Annotated in this window: 19 protein-coding genes; 7 read left to right on the top strand and 12 right to left on the bottom strand. The window is 54.9% G+C overall.

Going from position 1 to position 21,717, the window contains the following annotated elements; genetic code table 11:
* Positions 1–28 precede the first annotated feature (28 nt).
* From asmA to alkA, 4 genes are all read right to left on the bottom strand, one after another.
* Positions 29–1,876, bottom strand: a complete 1,848-nt coding sequence (gene asmA / locus FN082_RS17690; RefSeq protein WP_142982011.1) for an outer membrane assembly protein AsmA — start codon at positions 1,874–1,876, stop codon at positions 29–31.
* 27 nt (positions 1,877–1,903) lie between these two features.
* Positions 1,904–2,485 carry a dCTP deaminase gene (gene dcd, locus FN082_RS17685; protein WP_048263999.1) on the bottom strand — a complete coding sequence of 194 codons (582 nt, stop codon included), beginning with the start codon at positions 2,483–2,485 and terminating at the stop codon, positions 1,904–1,906.
* 91 nt (positions 2,486–2,576) lie between these two features.
* Positions 2,577–3,218, bottom strand: a complete 642-nt coding sequence (gene udk, locus FN082_RS17680; protein WP_048264000.1) for a uridine kinase — start codon at positions 3,216–3,218, stop codon at positions 2,577–2,579.
* Positions 3,219–3,332: 114 nt separating this feature from the next.
* Positions 3,333–4,181: a DNA-3-methyladenine glycosylase 2 gene (gene alkA / locus FN082_RS17675; RefSeq protein ID WP_142982036.1), complete on the bottom strand. Its 849-nt coding sequence runs from the start codon at positions 4,179–4,181 to the stop codon at positions 3,333–3,335.
* Between the two features lie 136 nt (positions 4,182–4,317).
* On the opposite strand from alkA, the gene yegD reads away from it, so the two are divergent.
* Positions 4,318–5,670: a molecular chaperone gene (gene yegD, locus FN082_RS17670; protein ID WP_065809843.1), complete on the top strand. Its 1,353-nt coding sequence runs from the start codon at positions 4,318–4,320 to the stop codon at positions 5,668–5,670.
* Positions 5,671–5,799: 129 nt separating this feature from the next.
* Here yegD and FN082_RS17665 read toward each other — a convergent pair whose 3' ends face one another.
* Positions 5,800–7,086 (bottom strand): citrate synthase, encoded by a 1,287-nt coding sequence (locus tag FN082_RS17665; RefSeq protein WP_142462794.1) that lies wholly within the window; start codon positions 7,084–7,086, stop codon positions 5,800–5,802.
* Positions 7,087–7,949: 863 nt separating this feature from the next.
* Here FN082_RS17665 and FN082_RS17660 point away from each other — a divergent pair.
* The 4 genes from FN082_RS17660 (at position 7,950) to FN082_RS17645 (ending at position 11,759) form a co-directional block, all read left to right on the top strand.
* Positions 7,950–9,830, top strand: a complete 1,881-nt coding sequence (locus FN082_RS17660) for a sensor histidine kinase (protein WP_142982035.1) — start codon at positions 7,950–7,952, stop codon at positions 9,828–9,830.
* Positions 9,827–10,525: a response regulator transcription factor gene (locus FN082_RS17655; protein WP_142982010.1), complete on the top strand. Its 699-nt coding sequence runs from the start codon at positions 9,827–9,829 to the stop codon at positions 10,523–10,525. Before FN082_RS17660 ends, FN082_RS17655 begins: the two co-directional genes overlap by 4 nt.
* 368 nt (positions 10,526–10,893) lie before the next feature.
* The gene (locus FN082_RS17650) at positions 10,894–11,034 is read left to right on the top strand and encodes a small membrane protein (RefSeq protein WP_142462796.1); all 141 of its coding nucleotides are present in this window, start codon (positions 10,894–10,896) and stop codon (positions 11,032–11,034) included.
* A 107-nt stretch (positions 11,035–11,141) separates the two neighbouring features.
* A complete protein-coding gene (locus FN082_RS17645; protein WP_139536513.1) occupies positions 11,142–11,759 on the top strand; it encodes a helix-turn-helix domain-containing protein in 618 nt (205 codons plus the stop codon).
* A 305-nt stretch (positions 11,760–12,064) separates the two neighbouring features.
* Here FN082_RS17645 and FN082_RS17640 read toward each other — a convergent pair whose 3' ends face one another.
* The 7 genes from FN082_RS17640 to FN082_RS17610 form a co-directional block, all read right to left on the bottom strand.
* Complete coding sequence (locus tag FN082_RS17640) at positions 12,065–13,339, bottom strand: dicarboxylate/amino acid:cation symporter (protein ID WP_139536514.1); 1,275 nt, start codon at positions 13,337–13,339, stop codon at positions 12,065–12,067.
* A 236-nt stretch (positions 13,340–13,575) separates the two neighbouring features.
* Positions 13,576–15,090, bottom strand: a complete 1,515-nt coding sequence (locus tag FN082_RS17635) for an ABC transporter substrate-binding protein (protein ID WP_110275497.1) — start codon at positions 15,088–15,090, stop codon at positions 13,576–13,578.
* Positions 15,071–16,105 carry an ABC transporter ATP-binding protein gene (locus tag FN082_RS17630; RefSeq protein ID WP_142982009.1) on the bottom strand — a complete coding sequence of 345 codons (1,035 nt, stop codon included), beginning with the start codon at positions 16,103–16,105 and terminating at the stop codon, positions 15,071–15,073. The genes FN082_RS17635 and FN082_RS17630 overlap by 20 nt, the downstream gene beginning before the upstream one ends.
* On the bottom strand, positions 16,105–17,085 hold the full coding sequence (locus tag FN082_RS17625; RefSeq protein ID WP_142982008.1) for an ABC transporter ATP-binding protein: 981 nt from the start codon (positions 17,083–17,085) through the stop codon (positions 16,105–16,107). The genes FN082_RS17630 and FN082_RS17625 overlap by 1 nt, the downstream gene beginning before the upstream one ends.
* On the bottom strand, positions 17,082–17,927 hold the full coding sequence (locus FN082_RS17620; RefSeq protein ID WP_110275500.1) for an ABC transporter permease: 846 nt from the start codon (positions 17,925–17,927) through the stop codon (positions 17,082–17,084). Before FN082_RS17620 ends, FN082_RS17625 begins: the two co-directional genes overlap by 4 nt.
* Positions 17,924–18,862, bottom strand: a complete 939-nt coding sequence (locus FN082_RS17615) for an ABC transporter permease (RefSeq protein WP_139536516.1) — start codon at positions 18,860–18,862, stop codon at positions 17,924–17,926. The genes FN082_RS17620 and FN082_RS17615 overlap by 4 nt, the downstream gene beginning before the upstream one ends.
* Positions 18,862–19,761 (bottom strand): proline iminopeptidase-family hydrolase, encoded by a 900-nt coding sequence (locus FN082_RS17610; protein WP_142982007.1) that lies wholly within the window; start codon positions 19,759–19,761, stop codon positions 18,862–18,864. The genes FN082_RS17615 and FN082_RS17610 overlap by 1 nt, the downstream gene beginning before the upstream one ends.
* A 200-nt stretch (positions 19,762–19,961) precedes the next feature.
* Between FN082_RS17610 and FN082_RS17605 the strand changes: the two genes are divergently transcribed.
* Positions 19,962–20,714 (top strand): helix-turn-helix transcriptional regulator, encoded by a 753-nt coding sequence (locus FN082_RS17605; protein ID WP_139536518.1) that lies wholly within the window; start codon positions 19,962–19,964, stop codon positions 20,712–20,714.
* 84 nt (positions 20,715–20,798) lie between these two features.
* A complete protein-coding gene (locus FN082_RS17600) occupies positions 20,799–21,701 on the top strand; it encodes a proline iminopeptidase-family hydrolase (protein ID WP_139536519.1) in 903 nt (300 codons plus the stop codon).
* Positions 21,702–21,717: the final 16 nt, after the last annotated feature.

Raw genomic sequence — 21,717 nt, 5'->3', positions numbered from 1 at the left:
CGGGCTACAGGTTTCTTGCTGACCGGACTCACAGCTTATCAAGCAACTTCTTCACATCCTTCCCGTCCTGGGTATTTTTATTGCGCTCAGCCCATTCGTTAAGCCGTTTTTTCGCTTCGTCCTGCAGCTGTTTACGCAATATCTGGTCAACCTGCAGGCTGTAGCTCAGCGTCTGCCAGTTACCATAAATACGTAATGGAATCGCCGTCTGCTTGAGCCTGTCGATAAGCTTACTCTCGCCCTTCCAGCCGCCTAAAACCCGAACGTTGAAGCGCATATCGCAGTCTTCTTTCAGCAGGTTGAGCTCGCCCTGCCCGGTTAACGCCATTAGCTCAGATTGCCCCTGCATGCGACTTAAGGTCACCAGGCCATTATCCAGCGCCAGCGCGGTGCTCACCGAATCCAGCCGGGTGGCATTATCGTAGTTTTCCTGTGCCTGAACGTTAGTGCTACGCTCAACGGCCTGCTGGACCAGTTGCTGGAAGTTCAGCCCCTCAGTGCGCGTATCCGTCATCTGAATTTGCGCCTGCCCCTGCCAGCTACGGCGGAAATCGTCGGCATCAATCTTTTCACCCGAGAAATCGCCGTTCAGCGACAGTTTACCGGTAAGGTTTAACGAGTAGTTGAAGGCTTTCAGAATCGAGCTTATCTCAACGTTTTCCAGTTTCGGCTGGAACGAGGCTTGTGGCGTGTCGCCGCGAGCGTCCAGTGAACCCGGTAACGACAATCGCCCGCCATCCAGACTCCCCTGCATCTGATTGATGGTCAGCAGCCCCTGCTGGTTGCTGATATCGCTTTTAACCTGAGTAAAATGCATCCCCCGCCACTGTAGCTGGTCAGCCGTCAGGGTCATTCGGGCATTAAAGCCGCGCAGAGCGTTGTAGTCCTGCTGAATATCATTATCCGCAATAACCGGGCGTAGCTGTCTGGTCTGGCTCTGACCTTGCTGGTTGATGCCATTTTCAGTAGACGGCGAGGCATGGGAAAGCAGGCTGTCAAGGTTCAACGTACTTGCCTGAAGATTCAGTTCCCAATCCGGCTGCTCGCCCAGCACCACGCTGGCGTTCCCGGCAACGTTGCTACCGTTAGCGGTTAAATTCAGATTATTGAAGCTGAGCTTTTTGGCATCTTCAAGCCAGCTAGCCTGCATGCTGCCCTGCCCGCTAATCCCTTCCGCAGGGAGTTCCGCCCCGCGAAGCTGCCAGCTTAACTGCGAAATATCCGCCTTCAGGGAGTGTGGGTAATCGCCGCCTTGCACCTGCGCAGATAAAGAGAGCGCCAGATCCCGCTGATCGCGGTTTACCCGGCCTGAAAAATCAAGCGTGGCGTGATGATTTTCATCCTGTTCCATCTGCAGACGAATATCGCGTACCGTAACCTGTTCGCCATCTTCATGCTGGAAGAAGAGTACGCTATCAACAACCTGAAGCTGCCGAACGTCATATGACCAGCCGCGGTCCTCAGGCACCTGAGGCAGCGTGTTATCGTGCGGAACCACCGGCGCATTCTGGCTACGCACGGCTTCAGTTTTAGAGGTTAGCTGGATAACCGCACCTTTTAGCATCACCTGCTTGACCTGCAGCTGATGGGAAATCAGCGGCATCAGCGCGACGTCAAGGCGCATATTATCAGCGCGAATGACCGGTTCATCTGCGCCAGGCGCGGTCAAAGTCATACGGCCTGAGAGAATACTGAGCTGCGGCCAAACGTGCCAGCGCAGCGGGCCATCGAGTTCAAGCTGATAGCCGCTGCGCTCCGCCACCTCTTTGACCATATAGGCGCGAAAGTCGTTGGGATTGACCAGCAATACCAGCGCGGTAAGACCGGCGACAACTACCGCCAGTAAGATCATCAGCGTGGTCAGAATTCGTCTCATGGCATCCTCAGCAAACCGCTAAAATTATCAGTCCTTGTCGATTCGACTCGCTACCGCGCCCTGCTGGTCGCGATATTTTGCATCTTCGCGACGGTTATAAGGGCGCACCGCCGGGCCGGATAAGGGTTCAAAACTTAACGCGCCGATAAGCATCCCCGGACGCAGCGCCAGCGGCAGCTTACCTGAATTATAGAACTCCAACACGATACAGCCGGACCAGCCTGGATCGATGCGGTGCGCGGTAACGTGCACCATCAAACCCAGACGCGCCAGCGAAGAACGCCCGTCAAGCCAGCCGACCAGATCCGGCGGCAGGGTGACGGATTCAAACGTCACCGCCAGCGCCAGCTCGCCCGGATGCAGGAAAAACGCCTCGCCATCCGGCAGAACAATCTCTTCGCTCATCACGCGATCCAGCGCCGCGCTCACTTCCGCTTTAGGCCCGCTCAGGTCAATAAAGCCCGCAGTATGCCCGCGAAAAGTACGGAATTTATTCCCCAGACGTACATCGACCGTCGCGCCATTAATGCGCTCAATGGGCGGGCGCGGGTTAATGCCCAGCCGTCCCTCATCCAACCAGGCTTCTATATCTCGGTCGCACAAACGCATCAACGTTCTCCTTTAAGGCATTGCGCCCTTACGCCTTCCGGGGATAAGGGCAAATTGGCTTCTTCTTTGCACGTTACACAATTCGTTCGTGTTATTCAAAGAACTGACTGATTTTGGCCTTCAGAATATCGATGGCGATACGGTTCTTACCGCCGCGAGGCACAATAATATCGGCATACTGTTTGGAAGGGTCGATAAACTGCAGGAACATCGGACGCACCGTTTTCTGGTACTGCGCCATCACCGAGTCCATTGAACGCCCGCGCTCGTTGACATCGCGCTTAATGCGGCGCATCAGGCAGATATCCAGCGGAGTATCGACGAAAATAGAGAAACTGAGCTCGTTACGCAGGCGGGCGTCGGTCAGCAGCAGGATCCCTTCAAGGATGATGACTTTTTTCGGTTCAATATGAATGGTTTCCGGCATACGAGTATGTTCAACGTAGCTGTACACCGGTAGCTCAATCGGCTGGCCGCTTCTCAGCATCTGTAAATGCTGAAACAACAGGCTATGATCCATGGAACTCGGATGGTCGTAGTTGGTTTTTACACGCTCTTCCATCGACAGATGACTTTGATCCTTGTAATAGCTGTCTTCCGGAATAACGCCGATATGTTCATCGCCGACCTGTTCACGTAATTCACGATAAAGCGTACTGGCGATAAGGCTTTTGCCCGAAGCCGATGCGCCGGCGATGCCTATAATGACGCACTGATGAGACGTATCAGTCATAAATTTTTGCGACCTGATTAACCTGGGAATGTAGGAAGGGTGGCGGTTGACCGCCAAACGCCGCAATTATAGGGATTTCAGCGCGTCGATACTAGTGCTAAGCGCCCTGCGCGTCTATTCCTCATCCGGCGACCAGCCTTCCGTATACCATATATGCAGTAACGCGTACGATCGCCACGGCTGCCAGCGGCTGGCATAGCGCGCAATACGAGCAGGCGTCATTCCGGGAAAGCGCTGTTTAATCAGGTAGTCATCCGGCAGAAAGATGTCCTGCGCCTGCCAGCCGCGCAGCGCGAAATAGCTCGCCGTCCAGCGGCCAATGCCGGGCAGGGTCTGCAACTGCTTCATACCCGCTTCTATATTATCCGGCGCAACGAGGGGGAGCTCGTCGCTGATGGCCGCTTGCGCCAGATGAATCAGCGCCTGGGCGCGCCGCAGCGGCATGCCCAGAGCCTTAATCGCCAGCGGATCGGCCTGCGCCAGCCGTTGCGCACCTGGAAACAGGTAAAACCCCGGGGCGTCGACCAGCGGCTCTCCGAAGGCCGCCACCACTTTCCCGGTCAGCTTTGCCGCCATCGCTACGCTGACCAACTGCCCCAGCACCGCGCGCACCGCCTGCTCAAACGCGTCGAGGGAGCCCGGCAGCCGAAGCCCCGGCCTCGGCTGAGCGAGGTTTCCCAAGGTCAGGGCGACCTGCTGCGGGTCGCAGGATAAATCAAACAAGCGCGCAATTCTCACCAGGCACTCGTCCGCAACCGGCTGCAGCCCGGCGGAAAGCGTCACCCGCATGCCCTGCGCGGCATCGTCCGGCGTCACCGTAATCAGTCCTGAGTGGCCCTTTAGCGCAAAGCTGCGGCTATAGCTCCCGTCGGCAAAGGTCTCAATCCCCTGCACCGCACGCGCACCAAGAAAACTAAACATCCATTGCCAGTCGTAGGGGGGATGCCAGGGTAACAGCGTCATCATTTCTCCTTTTTCAGCGCTTCAATCATAGCGGCTCTGCGCCGGACGTGCCTTGCTTTTAAATTCCAGTTGTCGCAGTGCCGTCAATCCGCTAAAGTCGCCCCCCTTCTTCACCGGCATGGGGATTTTGCAGGCTATGTTTATTGGTTTTGACTACGGTACCGCTAACTGTTCGGTAGCGGTCATGCGTGAGAATACTCCGCAGTTGCTGACGCTGGAAAACGGCAGTTCGCTGCTGCCTTCAATGCTTTGCGCACCTACCCGCGAGGCGGTCAGCGAGTGGCTCTACCGCCATCATGATGTTCCTACCAACGGTGATGAAAACCAGGCGCTGCTGCGTCGCGCCATTAGCTTCAACCGCGAGGAAGATATCGACGTACTCAGCAACAGCGTGCAGTTTGGTCTTGCCTCGCTGCATCAGTACGTCGAAGATCCGGAAGAAGTGTACTTTGTGAAGTCGCCGAAATCGTTCCTCGGCGCCAGCGGGCTCAAGCCGCAGCAGGTTGCGCTGTTTGAAGATTTAGTTTGCGCCATGATGCTGCATATCAAATTACAGGCGCAAACGCAGCTGCCGGAAACTATCGACCAGGCGGTTATCGGGCGGCCGATTAACTTTCAGGGCCTCGGCGGCGATGAAGCCAACGCCCAGGCGCAGGGTATTCTGGAGCGAGCGGCAAAGCGCGCGGGCTTCCGTGACGTGGTATTTCAGTTTGAACCGGTCGCCGCCGGTCTGGATTTCGAAGCAACCCTGACTGAAGAAAAACGCGTTCTGGTCGTCGATATCGGCGGCGGTACTACCGACTGTTCGCTGCTGCTGATGGGCCCGCAGTGGCGAGAAAAAGCCGATCGTCAGCAGAGCCTGCTTGGCCATAGCGGCTGTCGCGTTGGTGGTAACGACCTGGATATCGCCCTGGCCTTTAAGTGCCTGATGCCGCTGCTGGGCATGGGCGGCGACACCGAGAAAGGTATCGCGCTGCCGATTCTACCGTGGTGGAATGCGGTAGCGATTAACGACGTTCCAGCGCAGACCGATTTTTACAGCACTGCCAACGGCCGCCTGCTGAACGATTTACTGCGCAGCGCTCGCGACAGCGAGAAAGTCGCCCTATTACTGAAGGTCTGGCGTCAGCGTCTGAGCTACCGCCTGGTGCGTAGTGCGGAGGAGAGCAAAATCGCCCTTTCCGCACAGCCGAGCGTGATGACCGGACTGCCGTTTATCAGCGACGAGCTGGCAACAGCTATCAGCCAGCAGGGACTCGAAGCCGCGCTGGATCAGCCGTTGGCCCGCATTATGGAGCAGGTGCAGTTGGCGCTGGATAACAGCAATGACAAACCTGATGTGATTTACCTGACCGGCGGTAGCGCTCGCTCTCCGCTGATAAAAAAAGCGCTGGCGGCTCACCTGCCGGGTATTCCCGTTGCCGGTGGCGATGATTTTGGCTCGGTAACGGCCGGATTAGCCCGCTGGGCGCAGGTGGTATTTCGTTAGCGATCCTTTGCGATCCCGGATTGCGGCGCACGCGCCTTATCCGGGCTACCGACCTGGGTTTCGTAGGCCGGGCAAGGCGTCAGCCGCCGCCCGGCAACAATACCAGCACAATAGCAAAATCGCGCTCTGCTATTTCCCTTCACGGCGCGAAACGTAATCCCGCATCCCTTCCCCGGTATAAATCTGCCGCGGGCGATAAATATTCAGCGGCGCTTCGTGCATTTCATTCCAGTGCGCCACCCAGCCGAGCGTTCTGCCCACAGCGGTAATCACCACAAACATCGACGCAGGTAGCCCCATCGCTTTGAGGATCACCGCCGTATAGAAGTCCACGCTTGGCGACAGGCCATTTTCGATAAAGTACGGGTCGGTCAGCGCCACCTCTTCAAGCGCCATCGCCACCTGCAGCGGCATATCAGACATCCCCAATTCCTTCAGTACCCGATGACAGGTCTCGCGCAAAATAGCGGCTCTTGGGTCAAGGTTACGGTAGCGGGAGTTACCGAAGCCGAGACGACGAAACGCCTGCGGATCGCGTTTTGCTTTACTCAAAAACGCAGGGATCTGATCAACAGTCTGAATCTCTTCCAGCATCCGCATACTGGCTTCGTTGGCTCCGCCGTGGGTCGGCCCCCACAAAGAAGCGAGCCCAGCGGCAATACAGGCAAAAAGATTCGCGCCGGAAGAGCCCGCAGCCCGAACGGTTGTGGTCGATGCGCACTGGCCGTGATCGGCGTGCAGCACCAGGATTTGGTTCATCGCCTGCTCTATCACCGGATTCAGTTGATACTGTTCCGCCGGGATGGCAAACAGCATATGCAAGAAATTACCCGCATAAGAGAGATCGTTCCGTGGATACTGCGCCGGTTGCTCAATAGAAAACTTGTAGCTCATCGCCGCAAGCGTCGGCATTTTCGACAGCAAGCGGGTAGCGGCCAGCGCGCGATGCTCCGGATTTTCGACGTCCAGCACATCGTGATAGAACGCCGCCAGAGTTCCTACCAGCGCGCACATTAAGGCCATCGGATGAGAGTCGCGACGAAAGCTACTGCACATACGGGCAATCTGCTCGTGCACCAGGCTGTGACGGGTAATATTGTTTTTAAAGATCTGATAGCTGGCTTCATCAGGCGCGTTACCTTGCAGCAGAATATAAGCCACTTCAAGGAAGTCACACTGGCGAGCCAGTTGATCGACCGGGTAACCGCGGTGCAGCAGAATACTTTTTTCGGTATCAATCCAGGAGATGGCCGACGTACAGCCTGCGGTATTAGTAAAACCGGGGTCAAAGCTGCATAGCCCTGCAGACGCCAGCGGACGGATATCCATGCCGACGTGGCCCAGCGTCCCCGAGACCGTACTCAAAGGAATTGACTGTTGTTCATCCAAAGCAAGCGTTAGCGATTTTGTCGTCATCCTGTAAGGTCCCCTTCCACAACGAGTGAATAATTAACCTGGTCATTTCTTCAGGCGGAATTGTCAACATAACCAGTGTGGCTCGTTGGTTCTTTGATGTGAATAGCCAAAACATTCATAAAACGGCGCTATTATTCATCGTTTGAATCAGACAACGGAGGGCCGCCGACCAAATAAAATCATGCTAAAAAAGCAGCGCCATCATTTTACCCCTGGCAAATAACGCAGAAATTAAAATTTTACTCTGATTTTTTAACGATAAAAAACATATTTAAAAAAAATAAAATCCTAATCATATAGCCAGAAGTGCCTCGACCTTAGCTGTTACGTTTTCTAACCTGACACACTTCTGGTGACGGCGTTTTTTTTATGCACCGCTGTTAAAGAGCAATAATTAAAAAATTAATCAAAGCTTAATATAACCACCTGGTTTTATGTGCAATAAACAAATAACCTATTGCGCATTTTGTATATTAAAAACGCGAACCACTGGTATAACATCATAAATTCCTATGACCAAACTGAGCTTCCAGGTTGTGTATTACTCACTATCCCCATACGTTAATCACCATTAAGGATTTACTCACAACAGGTCTGTCCAGTAACCCCGCACGCAGATAACGCTGGAATAATACCTTCGACACTAGCAGAATGCTGCGTCGTCCAACCCTACACGTTTATTTCCCGGATTCCGGGGGGTTGCCTGTGCCGGCAGGCCACCAGACTATATCTATCGTACTGATTTTATTAATCCATGCCGCAAGGGGACGTGATTGAATCGTTTGTGCGCTTTTTTTGATATTTTTTGCCGAAGCCGCAGACTGCATTTCTGGGCATGGTCCGGCATCCTGATTTTTCTACAGATGTGGACTCCAGCGCGAGCGGAAGTCCGCCAGTTAGGTATTGATATTCCCGTATACTGGTATGCGGACGCCAGCGACAAGATGACGCTAGACGAATTTCTTTCGTTACCGAAAGATACGCTAAAAACGGCGCCGCTTATCCCGTCATTTGGCTACTCGCCAAAGACCTTCTGGCTACGCGCTTCACTACCGGCAAATTACTTTTCCGGTGAGCAGCGCTGGTTACAGCTTGGCCCATCATTTGTTGACCATTTAACGGTTTTTTATCGCCCTTACGCCAGCCATAGTCCATGGATACAGAAAGAGTTTGGCGACCATGCTCCAGCCCGGGATAACGACCTCGACTATCGTGAAAGCGTGCTGATTTTACCGCCTCCGCCCACGGCGGCAGGCTACGAGATTGCATTCCGTATCCAGAGCAGCAGCACGCTGATCCTGCTGGCGACGCTCTCTTCACCGCAGGAATTCGTGCGTACAGCAACTCTCGATACCGCTTTCTGGAGCTTTTACTTCGGCCTCGCGGCGATCGCCAGCGGTATCGCCCTGTGGCTGGCCGTTGTACTGCGCCGACGTTTGCTGTGGGGGATCTGCCTCTTTTCTCTGAACTATCCGCTGGTCGCAGCGCTGCATGGCTACCCGGAATGGCTTTTTGGCGATGCCCTTCTGCCGATTCAGGATTACATGATCAGCTGCCTGTCGCTGGTGAGCTACGCCACCGCGCTGTGGCTACATAGCGAGGTTTTCGACCTTAAGAAAAATATGCCACGGCTGCATCAATTGCTGCTGTCGGCGATAGGTTTAAATATTGTTCTGCAAATCAGCATTCCACTAGGCTTTTACGGCCTGGCGATGCAGATTGAAGCAGGGATTTTCTTTATCGCCGCCCCCATTCTGCTGATCACCTCATGGACGCTGTGGCGACGCAAGGCGATTGATCTGAACACACTGCTACTGGGGTTGCTGCCGCCGGTATACGTCGTTTCCGCTGCGCTGGTGCTGCTCTCCATTCACGGCGTCATCCCCTTTCACAACATGATTTATTCCACCTGGCAGTACGCGCTGATTATTCATATTGTCACCGTACTGATTATCGCCGTACTGCGCGTGCGGGCGGAAAACCGTGCGCTGGTGCGCAAGCAACAGCTGGCGCGGGAGCTACAGATTGAGCGCGACGCCAGTTTTCACCAGCGCCAGTTTATGGGGATGGTGGCGCATGAGTTCAGAACGCCGCTGGCGGTTATTCAGGCCGCGCTGGAGAACCTGCGCCTGTGCACCTCATCCGCGAGCCAGGGCTCACGTCTCGATCGTATGCAGCGGGCAACTACCCGCCTTGTACAGCTAACCGATAATTGCCTGGCCGATGCCCGTCTCTCCTCCTACGACCTGCACGCAGATAAACAAAATGCCGAACTGCTGCCGGTTATCCATACGGCCGCCACGGTGGTGGATCTGTCGCTGAACCATTATTTAAATGTCACCCTGGAGGGGCAAAATGTTGGCCCTGAATCCTCTTCGCCGATGCTGTTCATTGATAGCGGGATGCTGTGTATTGCTATCGCTAACCTGCTTGATAACTCGGTCAAATATTCAGAATCGGGTGAGATAAGAATCGAGATTTTTCAGCAGGAAAAACATTTTGAAATCCGCATTGGCGATCGCGGTCCCGGCATTCCACCTGAACAGGTCGAACATATTTTCGAGCGCTATCGCCGCGGCGAAACGCATACGACAACACCGGCCGGGACCGGTCTTGGACTGTATGTCGCCCGACAAATCGTACAGGCCCACGGCGGGGACCTGTGGCTGGCAAAAAATACCGCTGCCGGATGCGAATTTGCGCTTACTCTCCCGCTGGATGGACAGCAGAAGGACAAATCATGACATTACGCGTGGCTATTATCGAAGATAGCGCTGATTTACTGGATGAACTATTGGCTTTTTTGCGCCATCGCGGCTTTGATGCCTGGGGCGTACGCAGTGCCGAAGCATTCTGGCGGCAGCTGCATCGCGACCCCGTCGATATCGTGCTCATCGATATCGGCCTGCCGGGGGAAGACGGATTTAGCGTACTGGACTATCTGCATGAAATTGGCCAGTTCGGGCTGGTGGTCATTACCGCCAGAGGGCATGAGCAGGACCGGCTACAGGCGTTAAACTCCGGTGCCGACCTCTATCTCATCAAGCCGGTAAACTTTTCCGATCTCGCGGAAAAGATTCATGCGCTAGGTTCCCGGCTCCGCCAGCAAAAACCGCCGGAACAGCCCACTCCGGTGGAATCAGCAGAACGGCCTGCCCCTTCTCCCTGGATACTGCAGGCCGAGCAGTTGGTTGCGCCATCGGGGCTGAACCTCCCCCTGACGCAGCAAGAGTATCGGCTGCTGGAAGTCTTAATGCGTAATCGCAATGAAGTGTGCAGCAAAGTTGACCTGCACACCTCTTTGTTCACCGATGAAGGGGAACCAGAGCTGCACCGAATTGACGTCGTGATTAGCCGCCTGCGGCACAAGGCCCGCCTTCACGGTATAACCCTGCCGATTCGCGCCATATTTGGTAAAGGGCTGGCGTTCCTTTCCTGACCTCTCCCGACCCGGCGGCCGCTGCGCCGCCGGTTAATGTTTATCCTTGCGCAGTACATCATTACCAATACGTTATACATTTTGCTTTTCTTGTTAACTTTTTTTCAGTTTTTGAGAGGAATGAGAGAAATGAGACTGACAGCACATTAAGAATTTTCCTACATTGACATGGTGTCGTGAGCGAACCACGTCAAAGCGTCATTAAGATAATGGACTGTCGATAAATTCAGCAACCTCTGAATTCCGGCCGTTTGCCGCACGCTTTTCGCCCACGATCGCCAGTACGATTTTGAAGATGAGTATAAAAATATTCTCGTGCGTACGATGTACTGTTTTAACACCTAAAATTAAGTTAAAGGATATCAATCATGGCCATGCAAACATGGTTAGCCTTATTGCTGTGCATATTTTGCCTTTGCGTTTCCGTCTATAGTCTTGTTTCTTATATCAGAGACAGGAGAAAACAGAAGTTTCCGTTTTCAACGAAGAACTCTTCGCGCAGAAGATAATTAAAGCCACAGCAATAATAAAAAATCTGCACAGCAACAATCACCGCATACGCCCGGAGGATTGATCACAACATGGCGTTATGTTGATTTATCAGGGAAATAACGCCATGAAAACAATAAACATCGCAATCAATACTAAAAATACGTTCCTCAGAGAATCATTGGTTTCAATGGTCAATGAACTTATCCGCAGCAATGCTAATCTGGACGTTAATTTTTCTTATAAGCATAATGATTTTTTAGATAAGGATATCATTATCGCTGAAGTTCTCCCCGGCGAGATCTACCTGTGCAATACCAGCATAAAAAATCGTAAAAAAAATAGTTCAGTGATTATATTGCACAGCTATGACAAACTCCCGGAAAAAGAGCTCATTGTTAACTGCCTGAAAGGCGTTATCTTCGTTTCAATCAAATCCGTTAATATTGATAAAATGTTTGAAATCATTGCCCATGAGCTGAGAAAGAGTGAGAATCGCCCTCTGGCGCAAACGCTGGACTCAGCGCTAACCTGCACCAACTGCCCGCATAAAATGCTTTCCCGATCGCAGGTCGCCGTCGCCACCGGCATTATTCATGGCTTTGACATTAGCAAGATATCTGCCCTCAACAAGGTGAGTATCAAAACCACCACATGGCACAAAAGTAAAATTATGGAAAAATTCAGCCTTAATAATAATTATGATTTTTTCCAGTTTATGAATTTGTTAAAAGAGCGCTGGTAAACCCTCGCTTATGCTGATCATTGATAACACTATGCACGGTAAAATTAGGAATTTGACGGCTTGTATAGGAAGAGATTCCGAAAAATATCAACAAGATGAAAAACATCTACTCAGGTGCGACAAGCAGCAGGTAACATTACTTGGTTCCTTGGTATGAAGATACCGTAGCGTATTTTTATACAATAAGAAAAACGTCTTTATCGAGGAATGAGTCACTTCGTCACATTGCCCCTTGCGTGCCTGTTAGGGGCCTCTTTTTCGCCGTGATGAGTAAACGCGCCCCCGTTAACAAGGGCGCGTGACGATCAGGCTTCGACCTGCTGAGGTTCAGCTTCAGCTTCCGGTACTTCTTCCTGCAATAAACCTTCATTTTTTGACAGCATTGCCGTCGCGATCCCGTTACCCAGTACGTTTATCGCCGAACGCCCCATATCCAGGAAGTGATCAATGCCCATCAGCAGCAAGATACCGGCAACAGGAATATTGAAGCTGGGGATTGTGGCGGCCAGCACCACCAGCGCCGAACGCGGCACCCCGGCAATCCCTTTCGATGCCAGCATCAGCGTCAGCATCATCACGGTAATCTCACTAAAGCTCAGCTGAATATTGTAGGCCTGAGCGATAAACATGGCGGCAAAAGAGCAGTACACCATCGAGCCAACCAGATTAAACGAGTAACCAATGGGCAGCACAAACGAAGCGATGTTACGCGAGCAGCCAAATTTCACCAGCCGCTCCAGGGTCTTCGGATAAGCGGCTTCCGAGCTGCTGGTGGTAAACGCCACCAGTACCGGGTCTTTCAGCATATTGAGCAGGCGAAAAACCTCTTTTTTCAACACCATATAGCCTACCGCCAACAGCACGACGCTGGTCAGCAGAATCGCCACATAGTAACCGCCGATAAAAGAGGCATAGTTAAGCAGGATCCCCAGCCCCTGAGAGGCGATAACCGATGAAATCGCCGCGAAAATCGCCAGCGGTGCCACATACATGACGTACCCGGTCACCTTCAGCATAATGTGGGAAACCACGTTGAGCGCAGCCACCAGCGGGGCATTAAACTTTTCGCCCAAAGACGCCCCGGCAATGCCAAAGAACATTGAGAACACCACGATTTGCAGAATCTCGTTGTTGGCCATCGCCTCGGTAATGCTGGTCGGAATAGTATGCGTCAGAAAGCCTTTTAAGCTCATTCCGCTTACCGCCAGCCCGGTATCCACGGACTCTTTAGGAATAGCGAGGTTCAAACCGGCGCCGGGATGTTCGAGAGTCACGATCACCAGCCCGACCAGAATGGAGAGAATTGACGAGGTGATAAACCACACCATCGCTTTACCGCCGACCCGCCCGATGGTTGCCGTTTCGCCAAGACGCATAATACCAACCGTCAGGGTACTGAAGACTAATGGCGCAATCACCATCTTAATCAGACGCAGGAAGACGTCGGTTAGCAGCGTAATGTTTTCAGACCATGCGGTAATGGTCGTTTGCGCGGCATATGCATGGATGGCCGCGCCGGAGAGGATCCCCAAGAGCATGAAAATGACGATGAACAGCGTGAGTTTGTTTGCACTTGCCACAAAAATTAACCCCTGATTTATTTAACGTGTTGTTTTCAATGCGTATGTATTTTTTTTATTGAAACGCACCAAACATTCACCACATAAATTGAATAAAAGCAGACGGGGTTACAACTCTTTTTTTAGTTTTTATAGTAAAAGTTGATGTGCTCGTTGACGTGCATCAAGCCGCAGCGGGTTGTCCGAAAAGATCAAAAAAAGCGCCGGTGGTCGAGGCCAGCCGGCGCAAAGAGGCATTAGTTTTTGACGGTATCCTCCAGGAAGAAGCGCCCCAGCGGATTCTGGTAAAAACCGTCGATATTCTTGCGGCTGACGTTGCGGTACGGGCTGTAATACAGATCAACCCAGTTCACGTCGGCTTTGGCCATTTTTTGCAGGTCAATATACATCTGCTCGCGCTTTTTACTGTCCATTTCTACGCGCGCAGCGGCCACCAGAGCTTTAACCTGCTCATTATGATAGCGGGTCATATAGTTCATATTGGCATCATGACCAAGCACAAAGGTGGTTTTCTGGTCAGGGTCAAGAATATCGTTCGTCCAGTACATTACCGAAATATCATAATCCCCGGCGACCAGCATATCCCAACTCTGGCTCGGATCGACTTTTTGTAAATTCACCGTCACCCCGGCTTTTGCCAGCTGCTGCTGGAGCAAAATCGCGATTTGCTCGTCCACTTCATCCCCGGCGTTAACCACGTAGTTCAGCTTCAGGTCGGCGGCCCCCGCCGCCTTCAGCATCTCTTTGGCCTTTTGCGGATCGTATGGCCTGCGAAGATTGTCCGCGTAATGGTAAAGCGCCCCGGCAGGAATGTAGGAGTTCGCCACCTGACCATAGCCAAAGGTCACGGTCTTCACGATAGCGTCTTTATCAATCGCAAAGTCCAGCGCCTGACGCACCTCCACCTTACCCAGCGCGCCGTGAGAATGGTTGATCAGCAGATGGTCTTCACGAGTGGAAGGATCCAGCTCAACCTTCAGATTGGCGTCTTTTTGTAACGAGGCAATGCGCGAGAAAGGCACGGTCAGCGCGGCGTCAAGCTCACCAGCCTGCACTTTCAGCATTCGGGTATTATCATCCGGAATGGTTAACCACTCCACGCCGTCCAGGCTGACGTTTTTCGCCTGCCAGAAGTTCGGGTTCTTAACCAGCACGATTTTTTCGCCGCGCAGCCACTCTTTAACACTGAACGCGCCGGAACCTATCGGTTTTTCGGCAAACGCCTCTTCACCTTCCGCCTTCATCGCCTGCTGTGAAACCACCGAGGCGTTCGGCAGCGCCAGCTGCGATAAGAATGGCGCGGAGGGCGATTTCAGCGTGACCACCAGGGTGCGCGGGTCCGTGGCCTCCGCTTTGGCGATAATGCTATAGGAATCACGCCATAGCGAACCTTCATCATCGCGGATACGCAACAGGCTAAACGCCGCATCGCTGGCGGTCAGCGCTGTACCATCAGAGAATTTGGTATCACGAATTTTAAAGGTATAGACCTTACCATCCGGGGAAATCGTCCAGCTTTCTGCCACGCCAGGCTCCAGCTTAGTCCCGGTTTTATCCACTCGTACCAGCGGATCGAAGACGTTGGAAAAAACCCAGTTGTCGGCATTTTGCGCCGATTTTATCGGGTCAAAAGTGGTGCTGTCCTCGCGACGACCAATGGTCAATACCCCTGCCGCCTGCGCTATTTCGCTCACCACGCTGAGCGCCAGAAAAACGCTCGCCGCCAGTAATTTAACTTGCCTGTGCTTCATCAAAAGATCCCCCTGTCAAAGGATAAACGGTCTCATCGCCCGCATGGTTCAATACGCAGGCATAAGCGCGGTCGGCAATCTGCCGGGTTGATGGTGGTTCGCCGGTGCGGCACTGCACCTGCGCATAAGGGCAGCGCGGATGGAATGCACAGCCTTGTGGAACAGCGACGGGGCTGGGCGGCTCGCCCCCCAGCAAATTCTTTGGCAGCGGTTTATCCGGGTCAATTTCCGGGATCGCAGATACCAGTGCGGCGGTATAAGGATGCAGGGGGCGGGTAAAGACCGCTTCCGCAGGCCCCTCCTCTACAATTCGCCCGAGATACATCACCGCGACGCGATCGCAGAGCCGACGCACAATCGCCAGATCGTGAGCAATAAACAGAATCGCCAGCCCCATTTTCTCCCGCAGATCCATCAATAAATTCACGATCTGCCCCTGAATAGAGACGTCCAGCGCCGCAACGCACTCATCCGCCACAATCAGCCGCGGTTCAATAGCCAGCGCTCTGGCAATACCGGCACGCTGGCACTGACCACCGCTAAGCTGAGAAGGTTTCGCGCTGGCCTGCTGCGCACGCAGGCCAACCTGGGTGAGCAGTTCCGCTACCCGCTGAGCAACTTGCGCGCGCGGCACCTTCTGATGAACGCGCAGTACCTCCGCAATACTTTCTCCCACGGTCTGGCGCGGGTTTAATGACCCAAAAGGATCCTGGAAAATCATCGCGCTTTGCTGGCGTAGACGGGCGATATCGCTGGTTAAGCCATGAGTAATACGCTGACCATCGAACCGGACCTCTCCGCCAGCAACCCGTTCGAGCTGCAGCAGCGCCCGTCCAAGGGTGCTTTTACCGCTACCGGACTCGCCGACCAGGCCCAGCGTCTCGCCGGGATAAATTTGCACCGTGACCTGGTTAACCGCATGCACCACTTTTTTCGCTTGCCAAAGCCCGCCGGACACCGGAAAGGTGACGGAAAGATTATCGGCCTCAAGCAGCGGCCAGTTAGGGTAAGCCATTATCCCTCCCACCGGGTAAGCGTCGGCAATATATGATGGCAGGCTACCGCATGGCTATGGCTAGCCTGCCCGTCGCGCAGCAACGGCTGGTGCAGGCAGGACGCATCGGCGCGTCGACAGCGCGGATGAAAACGGCAGCCCGATGGAAAGTGGTCGGCAACCGGCGGCTGGCCGTCGATGGTCGTCAACCTCCCCAGCCCGCCTTCACTGACCGGCTGGCAATCAATGAGTCCGCGAGTGTATGGGTGCAGTGGCCCGGCCAGTACTTCTCGCTTGTCGCCCACCTCACACAGTCGGCCGCCGTACATCACTGCAATTCGATCGCAGGTTTGCGCCACCACGCCGAGATCGTGAGTGATCATAATGACCGCCAGCCCCAGCTCAGCACGCAGGTCGCTCAGCAGGCGCAAAATCTGCATCTGTACGGTCACATCCAGCGCGGTTGTCGGTTCGTCGGCAATCAGCAGCGCAGGCTCCGGGGCGAGGGCAACGGCAATCATCGCCCGCTGGCGCATGCCGCCGGAAAATTCATGCGGATAGTTATTAAGCCGATTCTGTGGGTCCGGGATCCCCACCTGGCGCAGCAGCGCCAGCGCATCCTCTCGCGCCTGACGACGGTTAGCGCCAAAATGGAGGCGGCGGCTTTCCGCAATGTGTTCCCCGATGGTCATCACCGGATTTAAGTGGCTGGTGGGGTTCTGGAAAATCATGCCGATTTCCCGCCCGCGCACCGCCGACATTTGTCCTTCGCTCAGGGACAAGATATCGCGCCCTCCCAGCAGAACCTCGCCGCCAGTAATCCGCAGTCCGGCCCCCGGCAGCAGGCGCATCAGCGCCCGGCAGGTTACGGTTTTTCCCGACCCGCTCTCGCCGACCAGCCCAAGCATCTCACCGGCTTCGAGACTTAACGAGACGTTATCCACCAGCGCGATATCTTCACCACGCGTGACCGTCAGGTGATTCACCTTAAGCAAACTCATACGCGCTCCCCTAACTTATCCCCTAGCCCATCGGCCAGCAGGCTGAACCCCATGGCCAACAGCACGATGGCGATCCCCGGAAAGGTCGTTATCCACCACGCGGTGGTGATAAAGCTCTGCCCTTCGGCAACCATCACGCCCCATTCAGCGGTTGGCGGCTGCACGCCGAGCCCGAGATAGCTCACCGAGGCTCCGTTTAGCAGCACCAGAACGCAGTCGGACATCGAAAAAACGATCGCGCCGGTCAGCGCATTCGGCAACAGATGGCGAAACAAAATGCGCAGGTGCCCATAGCCCAGGCTGCGGGCCGCCAGAATAAAATCGCGCTGTTTCAGCGTGAGTACCTGAGCGCGCACCAGCCGGGCATAGGAGACCCAGCCCACCATTGCCATGGCAATATAAAAGCTGCTCAGCCCCGGCCCAAGGATGGCAATAATTGCCAACATCAATACCAGAAACGGAAAGGCCAGCACGATATCGATCACCCGCATCACCAGCGCATCCACGACGCCGCCGAGATAGCCGGAGAGCGCACCCAGCGTGGTGCCGAGCATAAAGGGGAACAGTACTCCCAGCAGGCAAATTTGCAGATCAACCCGCGCGCCCCATAGCACCCGGGAAAAGACATCGCGACCAAAGTTGTCGGTACCGAACGGGTGCGCGCCGCCCGGCGACAGCAGGCTGGAGGACACGTCCTGAGCAATCGGATCGAACGGCGCTATCCACGGCGCCAGGCAGGCCACCAACAGCCACAGTCCGACAATTGCCAGCCCGGCATATAGCGCCTGCTGACGCGGAATAACCCGCTGACGCAGACGGGAAAACGTCGCTGTCGCCTTCATAGTTTTATCCTCGGGTCGAGAGCCACGGTCAGAATATCCGCCAGCAGGCTGACCGCCACGGTGGCAAGGGCAAAGACCATGACCACGCCCTGAACCACCATGTAATCACGGCTAAAAATCGCCTTTACCAGAAGTTGCCCGAGACCAGGGATGGCAAATACGCTTTCGATAACTACCGTACTGCCGATTAACCAGCCAATATTCACCGCCAGCAGATTGATGGTCGGCACCAGCGAATTGGGCAGTACATGCCGCCAGAAGATGCGTCTTTCCCGCTGCCCGCGCGCCCGCGCCGCCACGACGTAGTCGCTATTCATCTCCATCAGCAGGCTGGCGCGCAGGTTACGAATCAATACCGCTGAAAGCGCCAGCGCCACGGTCAGGCACGGCAGAACCATATGGTGTAGCTGGTCTAAAAAATCGCTGCCGTAGCCGGAAACCGGGAACCAGCCAAGCACGATGCTGAACAGCAAAATCAGCATGATGCCGAGCCAGAATGCCGGAAACCCCAGCCCGGCGGTGGTAAAAAGGCGAATCAGCCGATCGGCGAGACATCCGCGCTGGCGTGCGGCGATCGCCGCCAGCGGCACCGTCAAAGCAATAGCCAGCAGAACGCTACCCAGTACCAACCACAGCGTCGGTTCAAGACGCGAACCAATCAGCTTCAGGGTATCCACTCGATACACAATCGACTTTCCCAGCTCCCCTTGCAGCAGGTTGCGCAGAAAATAGCCGTACTGCACCCATAGCGGCTCATCAAGACCAAACTGCGCGCGAATGCGGGCCAGCGCAGCCGGAGTGCTGCGAACCCCCAGCAGAATGCGCGCCGGATCGCCGGGGATCGCCCGCACCATCATGAACGTGATCAAGCTGATGCCGAGCAGAACCGGCAGCAGCTGCAGCGGGCGAAAAAGCAGGAAGCGGTAACGATGCATCAACGGCCTCCCGCATCACGCTGGCGCGCCAGAAAATCGAGCAGTACCGGGTAGTAAGCCTGCGGCTCTTCGTAAAACGGCATATGGCTGCTATTGGCAAAAATGGCTATTTCGGCGTTCGCCAGTCCCTGCTTCATCTTCAGGGCGCAGGCGGGGGTAAGTTCATCATGCTGCCCGCTGGTTATCAGGCACGGCAAGCGGATCGAACCCAGTTCAGCACTGCGGCTCCACGTTTTTAAATTACCGGTATAGAGAAATTCGTTCGGCCCCTGCATCGTGATATACGGCCCCATATTCCAGTCCTCAAGCGATCGCTTAACCGGTTCGGGCCACACATCAAGGCGGCAAACGTGGCGATAATTAAGCAGCGTAATCGCCGCCTGATAGGCCGGGTGCTCCAGCCAGCCCAGCGCCTCATAGCGCTGCATCATGGCGACGGTTTCGGGTCCCAGCGCACCGCGCAGGCGGTTCAGTTCCTGCACCAGATGCGGCATATCGGCGACGGTATTTTCGAGAATCAGCGAGCGAATTGCGCCAGGATGGTGCAATGCCACTTCAATCGCCAGCCATCCGCCCCACGAATGACCAAGCAGGTGCACTTTACCGAGCCCCAGCGCCTGGCGGACGGTTTCCACTTCACGTACGTAGCGCGCCATGGTCCACAGGCTGGCGTCATCCGGTCGGTCGGATTTCCCGGTTCCCAGTTGATCAAAGGCTATCACCCGGTAGCCGTGCTGCTTCAGGCAGGAGTGAGCCTCTCGCAAATAGTCGCAGGGCAGCCCCGGTCCGCCGTTGAGGCAGAGAACGGTCTCATCGCCGTCGCCAAATTGATAAGCCACGACGTTATAACCATCCACGGCAATGTTATGGCACTGATCGGGCGCTATTTCGCTCCACATGGTGTGTTCCTCGTCGTCGATGCTGCTGGTGTGGCGTTGCCTTAACGCTAACGGCAACGTCAGAAGCTGAACAGTTAGCAAAAATACTAGTTTTGCGCTGCGCCGGGACGGCATCGGAATTGCATACCTCAGAGCGAGCTATTGACGGGTTTGCACAAATCGTGCCCGTCGCAGGTCTCGTTTAACGTAAAGGGGGTTATATGCGACTGGAGTTTGAACACCCCGGCAGCACCCGGGCAGCCAGCCTGGATGACGCATTCATAGGGCTTTTCCAGCACACCCGAACGCTGGGATTTGACGCAGTCATTTACGACTACACGCCGGTCCCGCGTTCGCTGGAGGGAGAGCTGATTACGCCATCGCTGCTGAAAACGTGCAATGTGCCGGAGGATATGCGCCAGCTATGGTGCGAGCGAGGATATTACCAGGTTGATCCAGTACAGCACTGTGCGCTGGAGAGCTGCGCGCCCTTTGTCTGGTCCTATCAACGACCAGACAGTAGCATGCTGCGCGGCAGGCTGGACGATCATGCTACCGCCGTCACCGACTATATGCGTGAACACAATATGCCCTGTGGAGCAACGGTTCCCCTGCATCTCCCCAACGGCGGATTTGTGACCCTCACCGGCATCCATACCGGCCAGCGTCAGGAACGGGAAATCAGCGCGACCCTGGCGCAGCTGATGCTGATAGCCCACCAGTTCCAGGAGTCGGCCTTTCCGCTATTCGACAGCACCATGCTGACCTGCCGCCACGTGAAGCTAAGCAATCGTGAGCGCGAATGTCTGGCGTGGTCTGCTGAAGGGCTCACCGCCAAAGAGATCGCCCGCAAACTGCATCGCTCGGTAGCAACGGTGACGTTGCACCTAAATACCGCAGCCAGAAAACTCGGCGCCAGCAATCGCGTACAGGCGGTGGTTCGCGCCCTGCATTACCGTCTGCTCGACAGCTAAGAACTAGCATTTTTGCTAGTGTTCAGCGTTGGTTGCGACCCTTTACCCTGAAAGCCGGTCCACTTATCAGGGTAAAGATCATTCATGTACACCATTAGCGAAGGCTACGCCCCGTTTCGGGAATACCAAACCTGGTTTCGTATTTGCGGCGATACCCATAGTGGACTGACGCCGCTGGTTATTGCCCACGGCGGGCCGGGATGTACGCACGATTATGTCGATGCGTTCCGTGATATCGCCCTCGGCGGGCGAGCGGTGATCCACTACGATCAGCTTGGCAACGGCCGTTCAACTCATCTGCCGCAGCATCCTGCCGATTTCTGGCAACCAGCGCTGTTCCTCGACGAACTGGATAACCTGCTGCGATATCTCGATATTGCCGATAATTACGCCCTGCTCGGTCAATCGTGGGGCGGTATGCTAGGCGCGGAACACGCCGTGACGCAACCAACGGGCTTAAAAGCGCTGATTATCGCCAACTCTCCGGCCTCAATGGCGCTGTGGCTACAGGGCGCAGCAGAACTCCGGGCGCAGCTCCCTGCCGACGTCCAGCAGACGCTGCTCGAACATGAGGCTGCGGGTACCCTGGACAGTGCAGAATATAAGGCAGCAAGCGCAGTATTTTATCAACGCCACGTCTGTCGGCTTGATCCCTGGCCGCCGGAAGTACGGCGCACCTTTGATGCGATGGATGCCGACCCAACGGTGTATCACGCGATGAATGGCCCCACCGAATTCCACGTCATTGGCAGTATGAAAGAGTGGACAATTATCGACCGCCTCGCGCAGATTCAGATTCCGGTGCTGCTGATTTCCGGGCGCTACGATGAAGCCACACCGGAAGTGGTACAGCCCTTTATGGACCACATCCCCGGCGCGCAGTGGACCATTTTTGAATCCTCAAGCCATATGCCGCACGTGGAAGAGCGCGAGCTATGCATGAAGACGGTGAGCGATTTTTTAAGCCACGTGCTCTCCTCAACATAATTCCTGCCGTTCACCG

This window comes from Klebsiella spallanzanii, assembly GCF_902158555.1.
Taxonomy (GTDB): Bacteria; Pseudomonadota; Gammaproteobacteria; order Enterobacterales; family Enterobacteriaceae; genus Klebsiella; species Klebsiella spallanzanii.
This window is presented reverse-complemented; position numbering and strand designations above follow the sequence as displayed.